At 42.0% G+C, this 12,516-nt stretch carries 15 protein-coding genes; 7 read left to right on the forward strand and 8 right to left on the reverse strand.

Features of this window, described 5'->3' with window-relative positions; genetic code table 11:
- Window positions 1-110: 110 nt before the first annotated feature.
- The 3 genes from azoJ to CDO84_RS09510 all read right to left on the reverse strand — a co-directional run bounded on the left by azoJ (window position 111) and on the right by CDO84_RS09510 (window position 1,786).
- Window positions 111-737: an FMN-dependent NADH-azoreductase AzoJ gene (gene azoJ, locus CDO84_RS09500; protein ID WP_014664261.1), complete on the reverse strand. Its 627-nt coding sequence runs from the start codon at window positions 735-737 to the stop codon at window positions 111-113.
- Window positions 738-887: 150 nt separating this feature from the next.
- Entirely contained in the window at window positions 888-1,379 is a 492-nt protein-coding gene (locus CDO84_RS09505) for a TraR/DksA family transcriptional regulator (protein WP_040082899.1), read from the reverse strand.
- Window positions 1,380-1,453: 74 nt separating this feature from the next.
- A complete protein-coding gene (locus CDO84_RS09510) occupies window positions 1,454-1,786 on the reverse strand; it encodes a hypothetical protein (protein ID WP_040082898.1) in 333 nt (110 codons plus the stop codon).
- A gap of 76 nt (window positions 1,787-1,862) precedes the next feature.
- Here CDO84_RS09510 and CDO84_RS09515 point away from each other — a divergent pair, with 76 nt between their 5' ends.
- Complete coding sequence (locus CDO84_RS09515) at window positions 1,863-2,090, forward strand: hypothetical protein (protein WP_014664264.1); 228 nt, start codon at window positions 1,863-1,865, stop codon at window positions 2,088-2,090.
- Here CDO84_RS09515 and yocM read toward each other — a convergent pair.
- Entirely contained in the window at window positions 2,077-2,553 is a 477-nt protein-coding gene (gene yocM, locus CDO84_RS09520) for a salt stress-responsive protein YocM (protein WP_014664265.1), read from the reverse strand. The two genes, CDO84_RS09515 and yocM, sit on opposite strands and share 14 nt — an antisense overlap.
- Before the next feature lie 66 nt (window positions 2,554-2,619).
- Between yocM and CDO84_RS09525 the strand changes: the two genes are divergently transcribed.
- Window positions 2,620-2,883, forward strand: a complete 264-nt coding sequence (locus CDO84_RS09525) for a hypothetical protein (protein WP_004399338.1) — start codon at window positions 2,620-2,622, stop codon at window positions 2,881-2,883.
- A 4-nt stretch (window positions 2,884-2,887) separates the two neighbouring features.
- Window positions 2,888-3,121 (forward strand): hypothetical protein, encoded by a 234-nt coding sequence (locus CDO84_RS09530; protein WP_014664266.1) that lies wholly within the window; start codon window positions 2,888-2,890, stop codon window positions 3,119-3,121.
- Between the two features lie 78 nt (window positions 3,122-3,199).
- On the opposite strand, the gene CDO84_RS09535 is transcribed toward CDO84_RS09530, so the two are convergent.
- On the reverse strand, window positions 3,200-3,544 hold the full coding sequence (locus tag CDO84_RS09535) for a PH domain-containing protein (RefSeq protein ID WP_003220141.1): 345 nt from the start codon (window positions 3,542-3,544) through the stop codon (window positions 3,200-3,202).
- Between the two features lie 354 nt (window positions 3,545-3,898).
- Entirely contained in the window at window positions 3,899-4,102 is a 204-nt protein-coding gene (locus CDO84_RS09540) for a DUF6501 family protein (protein ID WP_003231245.1), read from the reverse strand.
- Between the two features lie 229 nt (window positions 4,103-4,331).
- On the opposite strand from CDO84_RS09540, the gene dhaS reads away from it, so the two are divergent.
- The 3 genes from dhaS to CDO84_RS09555 all read left to right on the forward strand — a co-directional run bounded on the left by dhaS (window position 4,332) and on the right by CDO84_RS09555 (window position 8,653).
- Window positions 4,332-5,819, forward strand: a complete 1,488-nt coding sequence (dhaS, locus tag CDO84_RS09545; RefSeq protein WP_040082897.1) for an aldehyde dehydrogenase DhaS — start codon at window positions 4,332-4,334, stop codon at window positions 5,817-5,819.
- 100 nt (window positions 5,820-5,919) lie between these two features.
- Window positions 5,920-7,818, forward strand: coding sequence for a sporulenol synthase (sqhC, locus tag CDO84_RS09550; protein ID WP_040082895.1), 1,899 nt, complete (start codon window positions 5,920-5,922; stop codon window positions 7,816-7,818).
- Window positions 7,808-8,653, forward strand: coding sequence for a superoxide dismutase (locus CDO84_RS09555; RefSeq protein WP_014664269.1), 846 nt, complete (start codon window positions 7,808-7,810; stop codon window positions 8,651-8,653). Before sqhC ends, CDO84_RS09555 begins: the two co-directional genes overlap by 11 nt.
- A 31-nt stretch (window positions 8,654-8,684) precedes the next feature.
- Here the strand turns inward: CDO84_RS09555 and CDO84_RS09560 are convergent, their stop codons facing one another.
- Window positions 8,685-10,022 (reverse strand): sodium-dependent transporter, encoded by a 1,338-nt coding sequence (locus CDO84_RS09560; RefSeq protein WP_040082893.1) that lies wholly within the window; start codon window positions 10,020-10,022, stop codon window positions 8,685-8,687.
- Window positions 10,023-10,241: 219 nt separating this feature from the next.
- Between CDO84_RS09560 and CDO84_RS09565 the strand changes: the two genes are divergently transcribed.
- Window positions 10,242-11,207 carry a bile acid:sodium symporter family transporter gene (locus CDO84_RS09565; protein WP_040082892.1) on the forward strand — a complete coding sequence of 322 codons (966 nt, stop codon included), beginning with the start codon at window positions 10,242-10,244 and terminating at the stop codon, window positions 11,205-11,207.
- A gap of 48 nt (window positions 11,208-11,255) precedes the next feature.
- Here CDO84_RS09565 and odhB read toward each other — a convergent pair whose 3' ends face one another.
- Window positions 11,256-12,509, reverse strand: coding sequence for a 2-oxoglutarate dehydrogenase complex dihydrolipoyllysine-residue succinyltransferase (odhB, locus tag CDO84_RS09570; RefSeq protein WP_040082890.1), 1,254 nt, complete (start codon window positions 12,507-12,509; stop codon window positions 11,256-11,258).
- Window positions 12,510-12,516 lie beyond the last annotated feature (7 nt).

Genomic DNA, 12,516 nt, shown 5'->3' on the forward strand with positions numbered 1-12,516 from the left:
ATATATTACAATAAAAAAACAGCCTTTTTTCGCTAAGAGGATTCATCACTTTCTTCTATATAAATATGTATACAAAAAACTCCTATCGCAATGATAGGAGTTTTTGTTCATTAGAATTTTGCAGCAAGATCTTTTGCTTCTTGTAAACCTTTTTCAACGATTTCTTGCGCTTGATCAGGCGCTGCGTTATGTCCTTCGATGACAACTGTGTGTAAGTCTTGAACACCCCAGAAACCAAGAACTGTTTTCATGAAGTTTAATGACATTTCTAAAGAAGCCATTGGTCCTTCTGAATAAATGCCGCCACGCGCGTTAAGGAGTGCAACTTTTTTGTCGCCCATTAAACCAACTGGTCCTTCTTGTGTGTATTTGAATGTAACGCCTGCACGAGACAGGTAATCAACATAAGTATGAAGCACTGCTGGCACTGTGAAGTTCCAAAGCGGGAATGCGAAAACAACTTTGTCAGCTTTTACAAACTGATTCAGATATTTGTCGGCAATTGCTGCTTGTTTTTTCTCTTCTTCTGTCATTTCCATTCCTTGACCTGCTTTAAATGTTCCGTTAATCATATCTCTCCCGAGGTAAGGAAGGTTTTCTTTATGAAGGTCTAATTCAACCACTTCATCATTAGGGTTATTTTCTTTATAAGCAGCTAAGAAAGCCTCGTAAAGTTTAGTTGAAACGCCTTCTTCAGCTGTACGGTCGCTTGATTTTACAAATAAAACTGTAGACATTTGTATTCCTCCCGGTAAACTTTTTATATTTACTTACAAATAGTATGTTACTTTCTTTTTTACTCAAAGTCAATCACTTTATTTTGAATATGAGATTTTTTTCAAAAAAAAAGCAAGTACATCTAATATCGGTGTACTTGCCTGGCATTTTTACTTCGAATCTTGTTCACGATCCAAGATTTCATACGTCTGTGAGCTTTTTTGATCAATTGTTTCTTTGTTGGATAGATCTTTTACCTGTTCGTGAAACGCTCGTTCATATGAAGGAGCATCTGTCTCAAGGTCATCCTCCATATCAGCTTGCGCCTCAACTGTCATTCTCGCATAGGGAACAATTTCAAGTCTTTCGTAAGGAATGTCTTGGCCCGTTTTTTCACACACGCCGTAAGTTCCTTCTTTCATCTTTTGTAATGCATGGTTAACCTCCTCTAACAGCTCCCGGTCAATCTCTCTCACCGTTTGGTCTGTCATCCGGTCTGTGACGAGCGTACCGTGGTCTGCCATATGGTTGTCAACCCCATTGGAAAGCTCCCCCACTTCTTCTGTCATTGATTCTGTTTCCTTTTTCTCTCCAGACAATTCTTTTTGCATATCGAGCAATTTATGATAGAGATGCTGTGTTTGTTCATTTGTCAGTGCCATGTATATCCTCTCCTTTCTATTCTGTTTCCCGTTTTGCCTCCTGTCAAACATGGGAACATGGATGGAAGGATGAGCTACTGCCTTTTTGAACGGATCTTGACCGCTGGTGTTGGTGGTGCTTCGGATTTTCGCCGGCACTTTTTGTCTTTCTTTTCTGGCGGCATATAATAGGTTGCGCCTATATTTAATCTGCCGCTCAGTTCATCAATGGTCAGCTCGCCGAATTCGAGATGATAATCAATTTTTTCAACATTCAGCGTTTCAATATGTATATAGGTTTCTTCAGCCTGCTGTTTGCTGCTGTTGTTCTGTTCCTCAAGCCGTGAAAGCCTTTCTTCACATTCACGCAGTTTGTCAAATTCTGATTTCAAACAATGCCTGATCAGGGACCTAAGCATTTTTTTCATGACATCACGACCCTTTGCATACTCCTCTTTCGTCTACATATATAATGTGTATATCCCAAAGAAAGGAGAGGTTTTCATGCTTCCGACTAACATCAATATTGCTCATCTCAAAACTAACACGATAGGCAGCGGCTCATCCCTTACCTTTGGTTCTGCGGAATTAAGGAACAAGTGCTCTGCTATCAAAAGAAATAACGGTTTCGGGGAACAAAATGCAGATTTTGTGGTCATGGTCATTCCGATTGAATCAATTGATGACCGTGACGGAGCAGATGCACTCAGTATGAAAATCAATCATCAATAACAATGGTTTTCGCTTGACCTTCGTCTTTTTGAATGGTGATGTATAGGATTCCGTCTTTAAAAATGGCACTCATCTTTCCATGAAGATGGTCGGAAAGCGGAATTTTCTTTTCAAAACTTCCGTATTTCCCTTCTTTTTGGCGAAAGTCCTGTTCATTAAAATAGGAAAAGCGCTGTCCCTTCACCACTAAATAATCTCCGTACGATAATATGTGAACGTCCTGTTTACGGTAGCCTGGAAGATAAATTAAAAACTGGACTTCCGTAACGGTATCTACAATATCCATGCTTGGAAATGAAGCATCTCCTTTCCCTCGCTGATCTTGCTGCGAAAACGGAAACGGAGATTGGCCATTTGTCATAAAAGGGGTTTTTTGGTCTTCATCAAATACCTGTTTCCAAAAGTCACCGCCGTACATCTGCTGTGCGAATTCCATCCACTGCTTCATCTTTTCGAAATCCATTTGAAGCCCCCTGTCTTAACATACTTTATAACCGCCAGCATACAACTATAGAAAGGAGGTTTGCCTGTGGTTCAACCAACTCCGTATATCAATATTAATATTTTCATGCTGAAAATTAATTCCTTTGAAAATGCTTCAGCGGTTAACGTAGGACAAAATTTATTGGCAGAATGGCAAAATTCAGATAAAAAAAATCAAGGCTACGGACAGAATTTTGGAGATGCGAGCGGATTTATGGGCACGAGGAGCCATGTGGATGACAGAGACCAAATTGATTCTCCGGCCTCTTTTGAAAGTGAAGCGGTTAACTCTTCGATCAAAAGGAAGTGATGAGATGTTCTTTTCACCCTCCGTCGTGAATGTCGGCGGATTTAAAATCAATACGATGGACCGCGGTTCCTCTTTAACACTCGGTCCGTATCAGCAGGTCGATTACTTTTTATCAGCCAAAATAAATCAAGGCTTTGGAGAAGAAAATGGCGACTTTACTCCTCTTGTCGTACCGATTTCAAATGTATTAGATGCAGATCTTATTGATTCGAACTCAGCGAAAAACAGTGTGGTATAACCAGAACAGGGCGCATATGCCCTGTTTTTTTATAAAAAAAAGCCTAACCATTTTTTGAACGGCTGGCTCATCAAATATTCAGCTGCACAAATGCTTTGTCAGCACCGCCTGAACTTCGCTTAAATCGGTGTCTTTCGCAAATTCTAATTCGAACGTTTTGCTTCTTGTCATCAGTAAAAGCCCAGTGTCCGGATCGAACATTCCCGCTTCTTGGATGGCAAAGCTTTCAATTGTTTTATATGGAAGAAATACACGAACCTTCTTTTTGGAAAACATTTTATTGTCAAAGAAAATGATCCGCTTATTTGTAAAGCAAATTTGGTCCACTCGGAGCTTATAAATCGATTCTATTCTTTCCCCTTCAACGAGCAAAGCTTCAAGCTTCTTTGCGTCCGTTGATCTGCTAACAGAAAAAATACCCAATGAAGAACCCCTCTTTCTGCATTTATCTATTTGTTTTATCATTCACTACATAAAAATAAGTCCTTTATCCCTATATAAGAATACGACATAGAAGACATTTAAACCATTACGAACAGATTACATTTTTCAAATTTTTGATTTGTTTTTCGGATTTTAAGCTGTTGTCATCAAGTAATACGCACATATTGAGGAAAAAGTTTCAATATTCAGCAATGTTTTTATAAAAAAAGTTGTTTTTAATGTGTCATGCATTTTGTTTTATATTTCCTGTTTAATCACAAAAAAACCGCAGCTGAGCTGCGGTTTTATGTATCGACTGCTTTTAACAAGTTTGTCTGATGCTTTAAGGAAACATTACATCTCTTCGAAGTATTCTTTATAGTAGCCGCCCACTTTATTCGTATTGTCGACCACAAAGAGAAACTCCTCTGTTTCATTTTTCACTTCATATTCTTTTCCCGGAGTTAAGACCCTGTTTACGATATATTTTTTTGCGTTTGTCTGCACACATTTTACCTTTTTGATTGTTTCTTTTTCAAGCCAATTTTTATGAATCATGATGAAATCTCCTTTACTTATCTATAAGCTTATTGTAGCTTTTTTCTTTTGTAAATTGCAATATCGGTTATTCATTGATTTTGCCTTGTTTTCTATTATAGAATGTTTGTATACGCTTACGTTTGCAGCAAATATCACAGCTTATTTCTGCTATGCAATCAAGAAATCAATGTGCTATCACCAAGAATCTCAGGACAGACCATAAAAAATGACTGGAGGTTTGTTACGAATGAGTTCTTTAACGATGCAAGTGACGAAAAGGCTGGAGACATTTTTACAGGGAACAAAGAAGCTTTATATTGACGGAAAATTTGTTCCGAGTGCCTCAGGGGCAACCTTTGACACTCCCAACCCGGCGACCGGCGAAACCTTGATGACGCTGTATGAAGCCCAGACTGCGGATGTGGACAAAGCGGTGAAAGCTGCCCGGAAAGCCTTTGATCAAGGCGAATGGAGAACAATGTCTCCAGCTTCTAGAAGCAGACTGATGTATAAGCTGGCAGACTTAATGGAAGAGCATAAAACTGAGCTTGCTCAGCTTGAAACACTTGATAATGGGAAACCAATTAATGAAACGACTAATGGAGATATTCCGCTGGCTATCGAGCATATGCGCTATTACGCCGGCTGGTGTACAAAAATAACAGGACAGACGATTCCGGTTTCCGGCGCTTATTTTAATTATACGCGTCATGAGCCTGTCGGTGTCGTCGGCCAGATCATTCCATGGAATTTCCCGCTCCTGATGGCGATGTGGAAAATGGGCGCGGCACTTGCAACAGGCTGTACAATCGTTCTCAAACCGGCTGAACAAACACCGCTTTCAGCTCTTTATTTGGCAGAATTAATTGACCAAGCCGGTTTCCCGGACGGTGTAATCAATATCATTCCGGGATTCGGTGAAGATGCGGGAGAAGCGCTGACGAACCACGAAGCAGTTGATAAAATTGCCTTTACCGGTTCGACTGAAATTGGAAAGAAAATCATGTCCACCGCAGCGAAAAGCATTAAGCGTGTTACATTGGAGCTGGGCGGAAAATCGCCTAATATTCTTCTGCCGGATGCGAATTTGAAAAAAGCAATCCCGGGCGCTTTAAACGGTGTGATGTTTAACCAGGGCCAGGTCTGCTGTGCGGGCTCCCGTGTCTTCATTCATAAAGACCAATATGATGAAGTTGTTGATGAAATGGTGTCCTATGCTGAGTCACTCCGCCAAGGAGCGGGTCTTCATAAAGATACGCAAATCGGGCCTCTCGTAAGCAAGGAACAGCATGAACGCGTTCTTTCCTATATTCAAAAAGGAAAAGATGAAGGAGCAAAAGCAGTGACTGGCGGAAGCTGTCCTTTTGAAGAAGGATATTTTGTCGCACCGACTGTGTTTGCGAATGTTGAAGATGAAATGACCATCGCAAAAGAAGAAATTTTCGGACCCGTGCTGACTGCCATTCCGTACGAAACAGTCGATGAAGTTATTGAACGGGCAAACCATTCAGAATATGGGCTTGCGGCCGGACTATGGACAGAGAACGTCAAGCAGGCGCACTATATCGCGGACCGCCTTCAAGCCGGAACCATTTGGGTGAACTGCTATAATGTATTTGACGCGGCATCTCCGTTTGGCGGTTATAAACAGTCAGGACTCGGACGAGAAATGGGATCATATGCCTTGGATAATTACACAGAAGTTAAAAGTGTTTGGATAAATCTTGAAGACTAACATGTATGTTTAAAAAACTGCTGCCTGCCAGCAGTTTTTTTCTTTCTGTAATGCCCATAAAAGATGCTGAATATATATGCTTCTGAAGGAGTTGAGCGTGGTGGGCACACTTCAGGAGAAAGTGAGGCGTTTTCAAAAGAAAACCATTACAGAGTTAAGAGACAGGCAAAATGCTGATGGTTCATGGACATTTTGCTTTGAAGGACCAATCATGACAAATTCCTTTTTTATTTTGCTCCTGACCTCCCTAGATGACGGCAAAAATGAAAAAGAACTGATATCAGCACTTGCCGCTGGCATACGTGCAAAACAGCAGCCCGATGGCACATTTATCAATTATCCCGATGAAACTCCCGGAAATCTAACGGCTACCGTCCAAGGATATGTCGGGATGCTGGCTTCTGGCTGTTTTCACAGATCTGACCCACACATGAAAAAAGCCGAACAATTTATCATCTCACATGGAGGTTTGAGACATGTACATTTCATGACAAAATGGATGCTTGCCGCGAACGGGCTTTATCCTTGGCCTGCTTTGTATTTACCATTATCACTTATGGCGCTCCCTCCAACATTGCCGGTTCATTTCTATCAGTTCAGCTCATATGCCCGTATTCATTTTGCTCCTATGGCTGTAACACTCAATCAGCGATTTATCCTTAATAACCGCAATATTTCATCTCTTCGCCATCTCGATCCGCACATGACAAAAAACCCTTTCACTTGGCTTCGGTCTGATGCTTTTGAAGAAAGAGATCTCACGTCTATTTTGTCACATTGGAAACGCATTTTCCATGCGCCATTTGCTTTCCAGCAGCTGGGCTTACAGACAGCTAAAACGTATATGCTGGACCGGATTGAAAAAGACGGAACATTATACAGCTATGCGAGTGCAACCATATTTATGGTTTACAGCCTTCTGTCACTAGGTGTGTCGCGCTACTCCCCTGTTATCAGGAGGGCGATTAACGGCATCAAATCACTGATGACTAAATGCAACGGGATTCCTTATCTAGAAAACTCTACTTCAACTGTTTGGGATACAGCTCTAATCAGCTATGCTCTTCAAAAAAGTGGTGTGACCGAAACGGATGGCTCTGTTTCAAAAGCAGCCGACTTTTTGCTAGAGCGCCAGCATACCAAAATAGCAGATTGGTCTGTCAAAAATCCAAATTCAATTCCCGGCGGCTGGGGATTTTCAAACATTAATACAAATAACCCTGACTGTGACGACACTGCAGCTGTTTTAAAAGCGATTCCCCGCAATTATTCTCCTGCAGCTTGGGAACGAGGGGTGTCTTGGCTTTTATCGATGCAAAACAATGATGGCGGATTTTCTGCTTTTGAAAAAAATGTGAACCATCCACTGATTCGCCATCTGCCGCTTGAATCCGCCGAGGACGCTGCAGTTGACCCTTCAACCGCCGACCTCACCGGACGTGTACTGCATTTTTTAGGCGAGAAAGTTGGCTTCACAGAAAAACATCAGCATATTCAACGCGCAGTGAAGTGGCTTTTCCAGCATCAGGAACAAAATGGGTCATGGTACGGGAGATGGGGTGTTTGCTACATTTACGGCACCTGGGCTGCTCTTACGGGTATGCATGCATGCGGGGTTGACCGAAAGCACCACGCTATACAAAAGGCTCTGCGTTGGCTCAAATCCATACAAAATGATGACGGGAGCTGGGGAGAATCTTGCAAAAGCGCCGAAATCAAAACATATGTACCGCTTCAAAGAGGAACCATTGTACAAACGGCCTGGGCTTTAGACGCTTTGCTCACATACGAAAATCCCGAACATCCGTCTGTTGTGAAAGGCATGCACTACCTTACTGACAGCAGTTCACACAGCGCTGATAACCTCGCATATCCAGCAGGAATCGGATTGCCAAAGCAATTTTATATTCGCTATCACAGTTATCCATATGTATTCTCTTTGCTGGCTGTCGGGAAGTATTTTGATTCTATTGAAAAGGAGACAGCAAATGAAACGTGAATCTTATCAAACGGAGATGTTCAATTGGTGTGAAGCACTGAAAGACCAGATTCAAAAGCGGGGACAGCTTGACCAGTTCGAAGATCAAATCGACAAGATGATTGAGGCTCTGGAAGATGACCAAACAACAGAAGAAGATTGGTATAAGCAGGCAGCTGCCCTTTACCGGGATATTACAGAATCAGATGATACAAATGAAAGACGCGCTTATGTCCCTATAGGGAAACATGTGCTGCCAAAGCTTCCATACAAATATTCCGCCTTAGAGCCTTATATTTCACGCGATATTATGGTCCTTCATCATACAAAACATCATCAAAGCTATGTCGATGGGCTGAACAAAGCAGAATTGGAGCTTAAAAAAGCGAGGGCGACAAAGAATTTTGACTTGATCACTCATTGGGAAAGAGAGCTTGCGTTCCATGGAGCAGGCCATTATTTGCACAGTATTTTCTGGTTTTCCATGCATCCAAACGGAAAGCGGCGCCCTACAGGGGCATTGTTTCAAATGATTGACCTTTCATTCGGAAGCTATTCCGCTTTTAAAGAACATTTTACCCAAGCCGCTAAAAAAGTGGAAGGTGTCGGCTGGGCCATTCTGGTCTGGGCACCTCGATCAGGACGGCTGGAGATTTTAACAGCAGAAAAACACCAGCTCTTCAGCCAGTGGGATGTGATCCCTCTTTTACCGCTTGACGTATGGGAGCATGCCTACTATTTACAATATAAAAATGACCGGGCCAGCTATGTCGATCACTGGTGGAATGTCGTGGATTGGCGCGAGGCAGAAAAACGTTTTGAGCAGGCAAAAGAAGTCGTTTGGAAACTATATTAAAAAAGCCCCCTTTCCTCGGGGGCTTCGTGTGTTAAAAAATGCCTATCACATGCAAAAACACGATGATGATGGCCACAGGAGATAGATAACGAATAAGCAGCAGCCAAACCGCAAACCACTTCCGTTTGAGGCTGGAACCGCTTTTCAGCTCGTCAAACAAATCCTGTTTCGGTATTTTAAGCGGGACAAAAATCGAGATCAATAACGCGCCTAACGGCATTAAAATATTGCTCACAAGATAGTCGGCCGCATCAAAAATGGATAAGTGAAATATAGAAACGTCACTTAAGACACCGTATGATAGTGCAGACGGCACACCGACAATAAATATAGCGATTCCGCCTAACCAAGCGAATCGTTTTCTCTTATTAACATCACCTTTTGAAAGCACTGCGACCAAAATTTCCAGCATTGAAAAAGCAGATGTCAATGCAGCAAATAAAAATAGAATTAAAAATGCTAATAAAAAGATAATTCCGAACGGCATTTGATTAAATATAGTTGGCAGCACGTTAAATAACAGAATCGGTCCTTGGTCTGGCTTGAGACCAAATGAAAATACAGCTGGAAAAATCGCAATCCCTGCCATAACTGCAACAAGTACGTTCAATACAGTTACTGATACAGCAGACTGCACAAGATTTTCCTGTTTCCCTAAATAAGAGCTGTAAGTAACCATGACAGATACACCGACACTTAATAAGAAAAAGGACTGGCCCATCGCATACAAAATGGTATTAGCGTCAATCGCTGAAAAATCAGGCATCAGGAAAAACTTGAGCCCTTCCATCGCACCGTCAAGGGTAACAGAACGCACCATTAAAATAATAAATAATATAAATAGCGCCGGCATTAATACTTGGCTAGCCTTTTCAATTCCGCTGCTAACTCCTTTTGCAACAACCAAAATGGTCACTGCCATAAAGAGCAACTGGCCTCCTACAGCCAAATAAGGATTTGAAATGGTACTTGCAAATATCGTATCAAAACCAGATGTTTGCGACAAACCGCCAGTGAAGCCTTTTATAATATAAATTAAAATCCACCCGCCGACGACACTGTAGAAGGAGAGAAGAATAAAGCACGTTACCATGCCTAAATATCCGATCCAATGCCACTTCGTTCCTGGAGCAAGTGTTTTATAGGACTGAACGGCATCTTTCTGCGTTTTTCTGCCTATGATGAATTCACCTAACAATAAAGGCAGTCCGATTAAAACCGTAAATAAAATAAAAATAAGTAAAAATGCGCCTCCTCCGCTGGTTCCAGCTACATATGGGAATTTCCATATCGCGCCAAGCCCAATAGCTGATCCTGCCGCGGCTAAAATAAAGCCGATCTTCGAAGACCATTGATTCGCTTCCTTCACCCTATCACTCCTATTTTGTCTAACCATTATAAAGGTTCATTGTAAGAATATCTTCCTATATAGTCAAGAACATTTTGATTAGTTTACATAATAAATTTATCGACTATTATTAGACGATTGATATTGAATTATTCAGAAAATTAATTATAATAAGAGAATGTTTAAAAATCTGTGAGATTTTCTGCTGAAGTTCTTGATGAATGTGTTAGGAGTGTTTTTATGGACATCATTAGAAAAATAAGCCATTTTGCGGGACAAACCTTTGGCATATGGGTCATTGTGTTTGCCGTGCTGGGATTTTCCTTCCCGTCTTTTTTTACGTGGATCAGTTCTTATATTACGATTTTTCTTGGTATTATCATGTTTGGGATGGGACTTACACTGCAAGCCGATGATTTCAAAGAGCTGCTCAGAAAACCTTGGCATGTCATTATTGGGGTGATTGCTCAGTATACCATCATGCCGCTCGTTGCTTTCGGCCTTTCAATTGGACTGCATCTTCCGGCTGAAATCGCAGTAGGTGTTATTCTTGTCGGCTGCTGTCCAGGGGGAACTGCTTCTAATGTCATGACATTTTTAGCAAAAGGAAATACGGCCCTTTCTGTTGCTGTTACAACAATATCTACCTTGTTGGCACCCGTTTTAACTCCGGTTTTGATTATGCTGTTTGCCAAGGAATGGCTTCCTGTCTCGCCAGGATCTTTATTTCTTTCAATCTTACAAGCGGTTTTATTTCCAATCATTGCAGGTGTGATCGTCAAAATGTTTTTCAGAAAACAAGTGGCGAAAGCCGTACATGCCCTTCCGCTTGTTTCTGTCATTGGCATCGTGGCGATTGTCTCAGCTGTCGTCAGCGGCAACCGGGAAAATCTGCTTCAATCAGGGTTGCTGATTTTTTCAGTTGTTATCCTGCATAACGGTATCGGTTATTTGCTTGGATTTATGGGCGCAAAGCTTTTAAAAATGGATTACCCTTCTCAAAAAGCGATTGCAATCGAAGTCGGCATGCAAAACTCAGGACTTGGGGCTGCACTTGCCACGGCCCATTTCTCACCGCTATCTGCCGTGCCAAGCGCAATATTCAGTGTGTGGCATAACCTTTCAGGTTCTATGCTTGCAACATATTGGTCTAAAAAAGTGAAAAAGAAACAAGCAGGATCCAAAAGCAGCAATCTATCACTTTAAATATCATCAAAAAAGGTACATCACGATAAAGTGATGTACCTTTTTTTATTATCCTTCTAATAAAAGCTGTTCAGGATCTTCCAGTAAATTTTTGATTGTCACGAGGAAGCCAACCGCTTCTTTACCGTCTACAATCCGGTGATCATAAGATAAAGCGAGATACATCATCGGACGGTTTTCGAAACGTTCTTCATCAATTGCTACTGGGCGCAGCTGAATCTTATGCATGCCCAGTATACCGACTTGAGGGCTGTTTAAGATCGGAGTTGACATCAGTGAACCGAAAGTCCCTCCGTTTGTAATCGTGAAGGAACCTCCCTGAAGCTCGCTAAGGGTTAATTTATTGTTTCTTGCTTTCTTCGCCAGCTCGCCGATCTCTTTTTCGATTCCTGCAAATGTCAGGCGGTCCGCATCACGTACTACCGGAACAACAAGGCCTTCATCAGCCGCAACAGCGATACCGATATCATAGAATTTCTTAACGATCAACTCATCGCCCTGAATTTCCGCATTCAACAGCGGATATTTTTTCAATGCAGCGACGACCGCTTTCGTGAAGAAAGACATAAAGCCGAGCTTTACTTCGTTTTGCTCAAAGAATTGATCTTTGCGGCGTTTTCTGAGATTCATGACAGCCGTCATGTCCACTTCATTAAATGTAGTCAGCATCGCCGATGTTTGCTGCACCTCTACAAGGCGTTTTGCAATCGTTTGTCTGCGGCGTGACATTTTTTGCACTTCGACAGGTTTGTCAAAGCTTTGCTGTGCTTTTTGAGCCTGAGGCTGCTGTTTTTGCTGAGGAGCAGGTTTTGATGCTGGTTTTTCATACGCTTCGACATCCTGCTTGCGCACTCTTCCAAACGGATCTCCAGTTGGAACTTGAGACAGATCAATTCCTTTTTCTCTCGCCAGCTTACGGGCTGATGGAGAAGCGACCGTTCTTGATTTTGCTTCGGCTTGCGCTTCCTCGCTAACCTCTTGTGCAGCTGGTTCAGCCTGTTTCTCTTCTTTCACGCTTTCCTTGCTTTCTGCTTTCTCTGTAGGAGCAGGGGCAGAACTTTCACCCGCGCCTTCTGAAATCGTACCGATAATTTCTCCGACCTGGACGGTATCACCCGAATCTTTCAATACCTCTTGAAGTACACCCGATTCTTCTGCTGTCAATTCAACATTCACTTTATCCGTTTCTAGTTCAAGCAGATATTCACCCTGTTCTACATAGTCACCAGGCTGCTTTAACCATTGGGCTATTGTTCCTTCTGAGATTGATTCTGCTAATTCAGGTACCTTAATTTCCGCCATTTTTTCA

This window comes from Bacillus sp. MD-5 (genome assembly GCF_002201875.1).
Classification (GTDB): domain Bacteria; phylum Bacillota; class Bacilli; order Bacillales; family Bacillaceae; genus Bacillus; species Bacillus stercoris.

What these genes read in the sequence shown, in the direction of transcription:
- CDO84_RS09510 (WP_040082898.1), bottom strand. Translation starts at nt 1,786, where the DNA reads ATGAAAAAAATGCTTAGGTCCCTGATCAGGCATTGTTTGAAATCAGAA.
- CDO84_RS09555 (WP_014664269.1), top strand. Translation starts at nt 7,808, where the DNA reads ATGAAACGTGAATCTTATCAAACGGAGATGTTCAATTGGTGTGAAGCA.
- CDO84_RS09530 (WP_014664266.1), top strand. Translation starts at nt 2,888, where the DNA reads ATGTTCTTTTCACCCTCCGTCGTGAATGTCGGCGGATTTAAAATCAAT.
- dhaS (WP_040082897.1), top strand. Translation starts at nt 4,332, where the DNA reads ATGAGTTCTTTAACGATGCAAGTGACGAAAAGGCTGGAGACATTTTTA.
- CDO84_RS09540 (WP_003231245.1), bottom strand. Translation starts at nt 4,102, where the DNA reads ATGATTCATAAAAATTGGCTTGAAAAAGAAACAATCAAAAAGGTAAAA.
- yocM (WP_014664265.1), bottom strand. Translation starts at nt 2,553, where the DNA reads ATGGATTTCGAAAAGATGAAGCAGTGGATGGAATTCGCACAGCAGATG.
- odhB (WP_040082890.1), bottom strand. Translation starts at nt 12,509, where the DNA reads ATGGCGGAAATTAAGGTACCTGAATTAGCAGAATCAATCTCAGAAGGA.
- CDO84_RS09505 (WP_040082899.1), bottom strand. Translation starts at nt 1,379, where the DNA reads ATGGCACTGACAAATGAACAAACACAGCATCTCTATCATAAATTGCTC.
- CDO84_RS09515 (WP_014664264.1), top strand. Translation starts at nt 1,863, where the DNA reads ATGCTTCCGACTAACATCAATATTGCTCATCTCAAAACTAACACGATA.
- azoJ (WP_014664261.1), bottom strand. Translation starts at nt 737, where the DNA reads ATGTCTACAGTTTTATTTGTAAAATCAAGCGACCGTACAGCTGAAGAA.
- CDO84_RS09565 (WP_040082892.1), top strand. Translation starts at nt 10,242, where the DNA reads ATGGACATCATTAGAAAAATAAGCCATTTTGCGGGACAAACCTTTGGC.